This is a genomic window from Streptomyces sp. NPDC088246, assembly GCF_044741025.1.
Lineage (GTDB): Bacteria > Actinomycetota > Actinomycetes > Streptomycetales > Streptomycetaceae > Streptomyces.
In genome coordinates this window covers 1-12,137 of the sequence record NZ_JBIURV010000104.1, presented here as the reverse complement: position 1 = coordinate 12,137, position 12,137 = coordinate 1, and the positions used below count along the sequence as shown (strand labels likewise).

The 12,137-nt window shown below is 71.7% G+C and carries 1 protein-coding gene; it reads left to right on the top strand.

Annotation, left to right across the window (positions count from 1 at the left end):
* Positions 1-8 precede the first annotated feature (8 nt).
* Positions 9-12,137, top strand: a 12,129-nt coding sequence (locus ACIPEK_RS45270) for an amino acid adenylation domain-containing protein (RefSeq protein ID WP_402008620.1), incomplete at its 3' end; no start/stop codon positions are given.

Sequence of the window (12,137 nt, the reverse complement as noted above, 5' to 3'; positions counted from 1 at the left end):
TGGCGTATGTGATTTATACGTCGGGTTCGACGGGTCGGCCGAAGGGTGTGCAGGTCGCTCATGGCAGTGTGGTGGGCATGGTGTCGGCTCTGGGCCCGGTGCTTGGTGCCGGTCCGGGTGTGCGGATGCTGCAGTTTGCCTCGTTCAGCTTTGACGCTGCGGTTCTGGATGTGGCGGTGACGTTGGCCTCGGGTGGGGTTTTGGTGGTGGCGTCGTCCGGGGAGCGTGCGGAGGCGGGTCTGTTGACCGGCATGCTCCGTGCCGGTGGGGTGGGCGCGGCGAGTGTGGTTCCGTCCCTGCTGGGTGTCCTTGATCCGCGGGCGGTGCCTGGTGTGGGAACGCTGTTGCTGGGTGCGGAGCGGCTGACGGAGCCGGTGGCTCGTGCCTGGTCGCAGGGGCGTCGGCTGGTGAATACGTACGGTCCGACGGAGGCGACGGTCATGGTGACGACGGGTGTGGTCGAGCCGGAGCGTTTGGTGGGTGTGCCGGCGATCGGTGCGCCGGTGGGTAATGCCCGGCTGTATGTGCTGGATGAGCGGCTGAATCCGGTGCCGGTGGGTGTGGCCGGTGAGGTGTTCATCGCCGGTCCGCAGGTGGCCCGTGGTTATCGGGGTCGTCCTGGTCTGACGGGTGAGCGGTTCCTTGCGGATCCGTTCGCGGCGGATGGCTCGCGCATGTATCGGTCGGGTGACCGGGCGCGGTGGCTGGCGGATGGGCAGCTCGACTTTGTGGGCCGTGTGGACGGTCAGGTGAAGGTGCGTGGTTTCCGTATCGAGCCGGGCGAGATCGAAGGGGTTCTGGCGACCCACCCGCAGATCCGTACCGCCGTCGTGGCCGCGTTCGGGGATGTCGAGGACCGGCGTCTGGTGGCCTACCTAGTTCCCGCCGAGCACACGGACGGCATCCCGCCGGTCAGCGAGCTCCGAGACTTCGCGAGCAACCGCCTGCCCGCCTTCATGATCCCCTCCGCGTTCGTGGAGCTGGCGGCGTTGCCGCTGACCCCGAACGGGAAGCTGGACCGTTCGGCGCTGCCGGATCCGGAGGGTGCGCGCATCGGCTCGGCGGGGGAGTACGTGGCGCCCAGCTCCGAGGCCGAGCGGATTCTGGCCGGGGTGTGGGAAGAGGTCCTGGGTCTGGAGCGGGTCGGGGTCGAGGACAACTTCTTCGAACTCGGCGGCGACTCCATCATCAGCATCCGTGTCGCGGCGAAGTCCCGCGAGCTGGGTGCCCATGTGACGGTGGCGCAGCTGTTCAGCCACCAGACCGTGGCCGCCCTGGCCTCGGTCGCCACGAGCGCAAGCCTGGCGGACGCGGAACAGGGGCTCGTCGTAGGTGACTTCCCGCTCTCCCCGATCCAGCGGTCCTTCCTCGCCCGCGACATGCCCCGGCCGTCGCACTTCAACCAGTCGGTCGTCCTGGAAGCCACCGAGCGCGTCGACCCCGACGTACTGCGCACCGCACTGGGCGCGCTGGTCGAACAGCACGATGTGCTGCGTTCCCGATTCGTACGGGAGGGAGGCGGCCAGTGGGTCGGCCGGCTCGCGGCCGCCGAACCGGCCGACCTGGTCTCCACCATCGATGCCTCCGGCCTGGACGGCGACGACGAGTGGCGGTTCCTGGACGCCCGGGCCACCGAGGTGCAGACCGGCCTCGGCCTGGGCGACGGACCCCTCCTGCGTGTGGCGCTCTTCGAGCGCGGCGAGCGTGCGCAGCTGCTGCTGTTCGTCGTCCACCACCTGGTCGTGGACACGGTCTCCTGGCCCGTGCTCCTGGAGGACCTGGCGGCGGCGTACCAGCAGGTCGAGCAGGGCGCCACCGTCGTGCAGCTGCCCGCCAAGACCACGTCGTTCCTGCACTGGGCGCAGCGGCTGGCAGAGCTGGCGGCCTCGCCGGAGCTCGCGCTCGAAACGTCCCACTGGCGGGAAGCGGAAGCCGCGGTCGTCCCGCTGCCCCGCGACAGCGACGGTCCGAACCGGAACGCCTCGGTGCGCAACCTGCGTCAGTCCCTGGAGGCGGGGCTGACGGAGCGGTTGCTGCGTGAGGTGCCGTCCGCGTTCCGGACGCAGATCAATGACGTGCTGCTCAGCGTGCTGGGTGTGGTGTTCACCGAGTGGGCGCGAACAGGGTCCGTGGTGGTGGACGTCGAGGGTCACGGCCGTGAGGACGTCGGCGCCGACATCGACGTGTCGCGTACGGTCGGCTGGTTCACCAGCGTCCATCCGGTGGTGCTCACCGGAGCGGCGGACGGGGATCTGGGCGGCATCCTGCGCCGTACGAAGGAGTACCTGCGCGGGATCCCCCGGAAGGGGCTGGGCTACGGCCTGCTGCGCCATCTCACCGACTGGACCCCGCAGGGGAGTGCCGAGGTCAGCTTCAACTACCTCGGCCAGTCAGGCGGTCGCTCGGACGACACGGCTGATGCCGGCCGCGAGGAGGGGGTGCGCTTCCGCCCGACCGGCAGGTCCCTCGGTGAGTCGCAGTCCGAGGACGGCGTACGCACCCACCTGATCGAGGTCAACAGCCAGGTCAGCGCGGGCCGTCTGGAGATGGAGTGGACGTACAGCTCGGAGGTGCACGACGAGGCGACGATCGTGCAGCTCGCGGAGCGGTACGTCGTGGTCCTGGGTGAGCTGATCGAGTACTGCTGCCGTCCGGACACCGGCGGGCACACGCCGTCCGACTTCCCGCTCGTCCGGATCGACCAGGCCGTGCTCGACCGTGTCGCGGAGAGCCTGCCGACCGTCATCGAGGACATCTACCCGCTCACCCCCCTCCAGCAGGGCATGCTCTTCCACACCCGGCTCTCCGCCGACACCGGCATGTACTGGGCACAGAACGGTCTGCTCCTCGAAGGCGAACTGGACCTCGACGCTCTCAAGCGGGCCTGGGAGCTGGTGTTCTCCCGGCATGAGGTGCTGCGCACCGCTGTCGTGTCGGAAGGCGTACCTCAGCCCCTCGCGGTCGTGTCCCGTTCCGTACCCCTGCCCCTGGAGCTGCGGGACCTCTCCCGGCTCGACGAGGAGGACCGGCGCCACGCGATCTCCGAGCACCTGGACGCCGACTGGGCGCGGGGCGCCGACTTCACCGCACCCACGCTCGTGCGGATCTCGGTGGTCCGGCTCGCCGAGGACCGGCACCAGCTGTTCTGGAGCTACCACCACCTGCTCCTCGACGGCTGGAGCATCCCCATCGTCCTGGGCGAGGTGATGGAGGCCTACCACGCCTTCCGCGCGGGTGCGGAGCGGCCGGCACTGGCCGTGCGCGCGCCGTTCCGGGACTTCGTCTCCTGGGTTGTCGAACAGGACCTGGACGAGGCGCGCGCCTACTGGCGGGACTACCTGGCCGCGGTCACCGAGCCCGTCGCGCTCGGGGTGGAGCACGCCACCGGGCAGCAGGGGCACGACGAGCGGCAGGTGCCGCTGCCGGCGCACGTGGCCGAGCACGGGCTCGCCGACTTCGCCCGCCGCCACCGGGTCACGCTCAACACCGTGGTGCAGGGTGCGTGGTCGCTGGTGCTCGGCCTGTACGCGGGCTCCGACGACGTGGTGTTCGGTACGACCTCCTCCGGCCGTGGCGGGCAGATCGACGGCATGGACTCCATGGTCGGTCTGCTGATCAACACGACGCCCGTACGGGCCCGGATCGACCGCGACCGATCCGTGGTGGAGTGGCTCGCGGGATTGCAGGACCAGCAGGTACGGGCCCGCAAGTACGAGCAGACCCCTCTGACCACGATCACGGAGTGCAGTGCGCTCGCGCCGGGGCAGGCTCTCTTCAACACGCTGTACGCGTTCGAGAACTACCCCGACCAGGCAAGGGTCGAGGGCGGCGAAGGCGGCCGGTACGCGGACGGCGACGGACTGCGAGCCGGTGCCAACTACGGCCGAGACCAGTCCAATTACCCGCTCGGCGTGATCGCCTCCTCCGCTCGCGAGTTGGTGGTGCGCCTGTCCTACGACCGCGCGCACTACGACGATGCCACCATGGAGCGGATGGCCGGACACCTGGCGACCGTCCTGACGGCCATCGCCACGGACGCCGGGCAGCGGGTCGGTGATCTGCCCGTCCTGACGGCGGCCGAACAGGACCGGCTGGTGTCGGAGTGGAACGACACGGCCGGGCCCGTGCCCGCCGTGGCCGGCGTCCACGAGTTGGTGGCCGACCGGACGGCGGCGACCCCCGACGCGATCGCCCTCGTCGCGGGAGAGCAGGCCCTCGGCTACGCCGAACTGACGGCGCGGGCGGCCCGGCTCTCCCATCACCTGCGGAACGCGGGCGTGGGCGCCGAGTCCGTGGTCGCCGTGTGCCTGGAACGCGGGATCGACATGGCCGTCACCGTCCTCGCGGTGTGGCAGGCCGGAGCGGCCTACCTTCCGCTGGACCCCGAATACCCGGCCGAACGACTGGAGTTCATGCTCGCCGACAGCGGCGCCACCGCGCTGGTCGGTCACCGGTCGGCCGCGTCCGCCCTCACCGCCGTCGGCGGTCTCGACACCGTGGTGTGGGTGGACGCCCCGGACACCCGTACGACGCTCGCCGCACTGCCCGCCACACCGCCGTCGGTGCCGGTCCACCCGGACCAGCTCGCGTACGTGATCTACACCTCTGGCTCCACCGGCCGGCCCAAGGGCGTCCACCTCCCCCACCGCGGACTGGTGAACCTCGTCACGGCGCAGCAGGAGGCCCTGGGCACGGGCAGCGAGGACACCGTGCTCGCCTTCGCCCCGTTCAGTTTCGACGCCTCCGTGTGGGAGCTGGTGATGGCGCTGGCGGTGGGCGCGACCCTGGTCGTGGCCGAGGCGCCCGACCGCGCCGACCCCGCCCGGCTCGCATCCCTGGTCACCCGCAGCGGGGTGAGCGTGGCAACCGTACCGCCGTCGCTCCTCGACGCCCTCACGCCCGGAGACCTGGACGGTGTGACCACGCTGGTGACCGCGGGCGAACGCCTCGACGCCGGCCTGGCCGCCACGTGGCGGCGGCGCCACCGGCTGTTCAACGCCTACGGGCCGACCGAGACCACGGTCTGTGCGAGCATCGCCGAGGTCGAGCTCGAGGACTCGGAAGTTCCGGGCGCGCCTCCCATCGGCACCCCGCTCGTCAACGGCGCCGTGTACGTCCTCGACGCATCGATGCGGTGCGTCCCCATGGGTGTGCCCGGCGAACTGTACGTTGGCGGAGCGCAGTTGGCGCGCGGCTACGGAGGGCGCCGGCCGCTCACCGCCGAGCGCTTCGTCGCCGACCCGTTCGCCGCCGACGGCTCCCGGCTGTACCGGACCGGGGACCGGGTGCGCTGGTCGGCGGACGGGCAGCTCGAATTCCTGGGGCGCGCGGACGACCAGCTGAAGGTGCGCGGCTACCGGATCGAGCCCCTGGAGATCGAGGCGGCGCTCGCCGCCCACCCGGGTGTCCGCGCGGCGGTGGTGAATGCGTTCGGGGAGGGCACGGACCGGCGCCTGGTCGCCCACCTGGTCCCGGCCGACCACGCGGAGGGCCTGCCGCCCGTTGCCGAGTTGCGCGGGTTCGCGGGCGGGCCACTGCCCGAGTTCATGGTCCCGTCGGTGTTCGTGGAACTGGCCGAGCTGCCGCTGACCCCGAACGGGAAGACCGACCGGGCGGCCCTGCCCGCGCCCGCCGGATTCCGCACGGGGAACGGCGGCCGGTACGTCGCCCCCGCCACCGCCACCGAGGAGCTGCTCGCCGACGTGTGGGCGCGCGTGCTCGGCGTGGAGCGGGTGGGCGTCTTCGACGGCTTCTTCGAGCTGGGGGGCCACTCCCTGTTGGCCGCCCAGGTCGTCTCCCGGGTCCGCGAGATGTTCTCGGTGGAACTTCCCCTCGCCACCCTGTTCGACCGGCCGACTGTCCGGGGACTGGCCTCGTTCGTCGACGGCTCGGCCCGTGACGCCGCGCCCCCGGTGACGGCCGTGGCCCGGGACGCGGCACTGCCGTTGTCGTTCGCACAGCAGCGCCTGTGGTTCCTGGACCAGCTGGAGCCCGGCTCGGTCGACTACAACATGTCCACCCGTCTGCGGTTCACCGGCGACATCGATACCGCCGCCCTCGGCGCCGCCCTGGACGCGCTCGTGGCCCGTCACGAAGTCCTGCGGACCCGCCTCGTGGCCGGCGCGGACGGGGTGGGCCTGCAGGTCGTCGACCCGGCGGCCGGCGTGCCGCTGCCGGTGGTGGACCTGTCCGGCAGCGCCGACCCGCAGGACGCCGCCGACCAGCTGATCGGCGAGGACGGCCTCACACCCTTCGACCTGGCCGACGGGCCCCTCGTACGCGCCACCCTGCTGCGCCTGGCTCCGGACGACCACACCCTGACCCTCGCCCTGCACCACGTCGTCTTCGACGAGTGGTCGGACCGGATCCTGCGGCGCGAGCTGTCCGCGCTGTACGAGGCGTTCCGGGCCGGGGAGCCCGACCCGCTGCCGCCGCTGGCCGTCCAGTACGCGGACGTCGCCGCCTGGCAGCGGCAGTGGCTGACCGGCGACGTACTCGACGGACAACTCGGCTACTGGCGTGCCCAGCTGGACCGCGCTCCGGTCCTTGAGCTGCCCACCGACCTGCCGCGCCCCCAGGTGCGCTCCACCGCGGGTGCCGTCACCCGCTTCAGCGTCGCGCCGGACACGGCGGAGGCGCTGCGCGCGCTGTCCCGTGAGAGCGGCACGACGATGTTCATGACACTGCTCGCCGCCTTCAGCGTCCTCCTGGGCCGTTACGGGGACACGGACGACGTGGCGATCGGCACGCCGGTCGCGAACCGCCCGCTGGCCGAGACCGAGGACCTGATCGGGTTCTTCGTCAACACGCTGGTCATGCGCACGGACCTGTCCGGCAACCCGTCCTTCGCCGACCTCCTGGGTCGGGTACGGGAGATGGCCCTCGGCGCGTACCTGCATCAGGACCTGCCGTTCGACCGGCTCGTCGACGCACTGGTCACCGAACGCGACCGGTCCCGCAACCCGCTGACCGACGTCATGTTCAGCTACGTTCCCGGCGACCCGGGTGACCTGGGTGACCCCGGCGACGGCGGGATGCCGGTGGACGGCTTCGACGACCGCGCCGCCGCGTGCCTTCCGGTCGCCCCGGGTACGGGCCCCGAGCCCGTACCCGTCAAGTTCGACCTGGTCCTGACCCTGGCGGACGCCGGCGGCGCCCTGTCCGGGGAGCTCCAGTTCAGCACCGCGCTGTTCGAGGCCGCGACCGTGGAGCGGATGGCCGCGCACCTGGTCACCCTCCTCGACGCCCTCGCCGCCGACGCGGGCCAGCACGTGGGCGAGGTCGGGCTGCTGCCCGAGGCGGAGCGCCACCTGCTCGTCGAGGGGTGGAACGACACCGCCGCCGAGCTTCCGCCTGCGGGCGGCCTCCACGAGCTGATCGCCGCGCAGGTGGCCGCCACTCCCGACGTCGTGGCCGTCCTGGCCGGCGAACAGTCCCTCACCTATGGCGCGATGGCGGCCCGCGCGAACCGACTGGCCCACCGTCTGCGGCAGGCCGGCGTGGGACCCAAGTCCGTCGTCGCACTGTGCCTGGAGCGGTCCGCCGACATGGCGGTCGCCTCGCTGGCGGTCTGGCAGGCCGGTGCGGGCTACCTGCCCCTCGACCCCGCCTACCCCCTCGAACGGCGCCGGTTCATGATGAGCGACACCGGCGCGTCGGTGCTCGTGGCCCACGGGGCGGTGGCTGCCGACCTCGCGGCCGACGGCACCGTGGACGCCGTGCTCCTGCTGGACGACCCGGTGACCCTCGCCGAGCTCGACGAGCTCCCCTCGACCCCGCCCCCGGTACGCGTCCTTCCCGACCAGCTGGCGTACATCATCTACACCTCGGGTTCGACGGGACGCCCGAAGGGCGTCCATGTACCCCACCGCGGCGTGACGACCCTCGCCGAGGGGATGCGCGCGCTGCTGCACGCCGGTCCGGGAGACCACGTCCTCGCGTTCGCGTCCTTCAGCTTCGACGCCTCGGTGTGGGAGGTGGTGATGGCGCTCCCGACCGGCGCGACCCTGGTCGTGGCCGAGCGCCAGGACCGCACCCCGCCCGAGCGGCTGACCTCGATGATGCGGCGGACCGCCGTACGCCTCGCCTTCATGACACCCACGCTGCTCGGCGTGCTGTCCCCGGACGACCTCCCCGACCTCGCCACGGTGCTCGTCGGCGGCGAACGCGTGGAGGCCAGGCTCACCGCCCTGTGGCACCGGCGCCTGCGACTGCTCAACGTCTACGGGCCGACCGAGACCACCATCGCCACGACCGGCGGAGAGGTCACCGCCGACGGCACACCGCCGATCGGCACCCCCTTCCTCAACGAGCGCGTCTACATCCTCGACCCGTCCCTCAACCCCGCCCCGGTCGGCGTGGCCGGCGAACTGTTCATCGGCGGCGACGGTGTCACCCGCGGCTACGGAGGCCGGGGCGCGCTGAGCGCCGAACGCTTCGTCGCGGACCCGTTCGCCGCGGACGGCTCGCGCATGTACCGCTCGGGCGACCGGGCGCGCCGGCTGGCGGACGGACGTCTCGACTTCGTTGGCCGCGCGGACAACCAGGTCAAGGTACGCGGCTTCCGCATCGAACCTGGCGAGATCGAGGTCGTGCTCGCCGACCACCCGGGCGTCAGAACGGCCGTCGTGACCGCCCACGGCAACGGTACGGACCGCAAGCTCGTCGCCTACCTCGTCCCCGCGGACATGGCCGAGGGCATCCCGTCCGTCGTCGAACTACGCTCCTTCGTGGGCGAACGCCTGCCGAAGTTCATGGTCCCGGCGCTCTTCACCGAGATGGCCGGCATGCCGCTGACCAGGAGCGGGAAGATCGACCGCGGTGCCCTTCCGGCACCAGACGGCGCCGGCGCCGCATCGGCGGACACGTACGTCGCGCCCCGCACCGAGGTGGAACGGATCCTCGCCGAGGCCTGGGCGGAGATCCTCGGAGTGGAGCGGGTCGGCATCGAGGACAACTTCTTCGACCTCGGCGGCGACTCCATCATCAGCATCCGCGTCGTCGCCCGCGCCCGCGACTTCGGCGTGCACGTGACGGCGGCGCAGCTCTTCGACCACCAGACGGTGGCGGCACTCGCCCCCGTGGCCGCGGCCGGGAGCACGGCCGTCGCCGAGCAGGGTGTCGTGGCGGGCGACTTCCCGCTCTCGCCCATTCAGCGCTGGTTCCTCGGCCGTGCCCTGCCCCGGGCCGCGCACTTCAACCAGTCGACGGTCCTGGAGGCCGACGACCCCTTCGACGCCGACCTGCTGCGGGTGGCCGTACGTGCGTTGGTCGAGCAGCACGACGTACTGCGCTCCCGGTTCGTACAGGAGGACGGGGAGTGGATCGGGCGCCTGGTGGCCGCCGAGACCGCCGACCCGGTGACGGTGATCGACGCCTCCGACGTGGACGCCGTGGACGAGGCCGCCTACCTGGAGGCCCGCGCCACGGAGGTACAGGCGAGCCTCGACCTTGCGGAAGGGCCGCTGTTCAGGGTGGCGGTCTTCGAACGCGGCGACCGGGGCCGGCTGCTCCTGGTCGTGGCGCACCACCTGGTGGTCGACGCGGTCTCCTGGCCGGTCCTGCTGGAGGACCTGATCTCCGCGTACGGACAGGCTGAAGCGGGCTCCGTCACGGTGGAGCTGTCGGCGAAGACGACGTCGTTCGTGCGGTGGACCCAGCGGCTGACCGAACTCGCGGACTCGCCCGAGCTGGCAGCGGAAGCCCCGTACTGGCGGGCCGCCGAGGCCGCGGCCGTACCCCTGCCGCGGGACCGCGGCGGGAACAACACCGTCACCTCGGCCGACGAGGTCGTGGCCACCCTCGACGCGGACCGGACCGAACGCCTCCTGCGCGAGGTACCCGGCGCCTTCCGGACCCGGATCAACGATGTCCTCCTCGCCGCCCTCGGCATGACCCTGACGTCCTGGGCCCGTGTCCCGTCCGTCGTCGTCGACCTGGAGGGCCACGGCCGTGAGGACGTCGGCGCCGACATCGACGTGTCCCGGACGGTCGGCTGGTTCACCAGTGTCCACCCGGTGGTGCTCACCGGTGCGGCGCACGGCGACCTGGGCGCCGTACTGCGCCGGACGAAGCAATACCTGCGCGGCGTCCCGCGCAAGGGCCTGGGCTACGGCCTCCTGCGCCACCTCACCGACTGGACCCCGGAGGGACACGCCGAGGTCAGCTTCAACTACCTGAGCCAGAACGCCCAGCGCACCGGCGACCGCGCACCCGCCACCCGCGGCGCAGCGGCCCGGCTCCGCCCGGGCAAGGGATCCCTCGGCCGCGCCTGGTCGACGGAGGGCAACCGCACACACCTCCTCGACATCAACTGCCGTGTCTCCGGCGGCCGGCTCGAAATGGTGTGGGCGTACGGCACCGAGGTGCACGACGAGGCCACCGTCGCCGGGCTGGCGCAGCGCTACGTCGACATCCTCGACGACCTGATCGAGTACTGCTGCCGCCCGGACACCGGCGGGCACACCCCGTCCGACTTCCCGCTCGCCCGCATTGACCAGGCCGCACTGGACCGCGTCACGGCCCACGTGCCCACCGAGATCGAGGACGTCTATCCGCTCACCGCCCTCCAGCAGGGCATGCTCTTCCACAGCCGGCTCTCCGACGACCCCGGCATGTACTGGGTGCAGAACGGCCTCTCCCTGCAGGGCGAGCTGGACTTCGACGCCCTGGAGCAGGCGTGGGAGCTGGTGGTCTCCCGGCACGAGGTGCTGCGCACCGCGGTCGTCTGGGACGGAGTGCCCGAGCCGCTGGCCGTGGTCTCCCGGTCCATACCCCTTCCTCTGGACGTACGGGACCTCTCCCACCTGGACGAGGAAACACAGCAGCGGGCGATCGGCGACCACCTGGAGGCCGACTGGGCACGCGGCGCCGACTTCTCCGCGCCCACACTGATGCGGATCTCCGTGCTCAGCCTCGCCGCCGACCGGCACCAGCTGCTCTGGAGCTACCACCACCTGCTCCTCGACGGCTGGAGCCTGCCGATCGTGATGGGCGAGCTGCTGGAGGCGTACGACGCCTTCCGCACCGGAAGGGGCCGGCCGGACCTGACCGCGCCCGTGCCGTTCCGGGACTTCGTGTCCTGGGTCGGCGCACAGGACCTGGACCAGGCGCGCGCGTACTGGCGCGACTACCTGGCCGGGGTCACCGAACCCACCACGCTCGGCGTGGAGCGCGCCACCGGCGACCAGGGCCGCGCGGAGGCCCATGTCACGCTGCCGCGCACGGTCGCCGCATCGGGCCTCGCGGACTTCGCCCGCCATCACCGCCTGACGCTGAACACGGTGGTCCAGGGCGCGTGGGCGCTGGTCCTCGCCCTGTACTCCGACAGCGACGACGTGGTGTTCGGCGTGACCTCGTCGGGGCGCGGCGGCCAGATCGAGGGCATGGACTCCATGGTCGGCCTCCTGATCAACACGACCCCGACACGCGTACGAGTTGACCGTGAGCAGCCGGTCGTGGACTGGCTGACCGGCCTCCAGGACGAGCAGGTCCAGGCCCGGCAGTACGAACAGGTCCCCCTGGTGACCATCGCCGAATGCAGCGAACTGCCCGCAGGCCAGTCGCTGTTCGACAGCCTCTTCGTATTCGAGAACTTCCCGGACCAGGCCCTGACCGAGGGGCGTGACACCTCCGCCGCCAACGGCCTGGAAGCCAACCTCGACTTCGGCCGCGAACAGGTCAACTACCCCCTCCACATAACCGCGGGCGCAGGCCGCGACGTCAGGATCAAGCTGTCCTACGACCGCGCCCGCTTCGACGCGGCGACGGTGGAGCGGATGGCGGGCCATCTGGGATCGGTGCTCGCGTCGGTCGTCGAGGACGCGGGTCGGCGTGTGGGTGAGCTGTCGGTGTTGTCGTCGGGTGAGCGGGATGTGGTGGTGCGTGGGTGGAATGACACGGATGTGGAGGTGTCCGGGGTTGGTGGGGTGCATGGGTTGATCGCGGAGCGGGCTGTGGTGGCTCCGGATGTGGTGGCTGTGGTGTCGGGTGGGGAGGTGTTGACGTATGGGGGGTTGATGGGTCGGGCGAATCGTCTGGCGCATCACCTGCGGGCGGCTGGTGTGGGTGCGGAGTCCGTGGTCGCCGTGTGTCTGGAGCGTGGGCTGGACTTGGTGGTCGCGGGGCTTGCGGTGTGG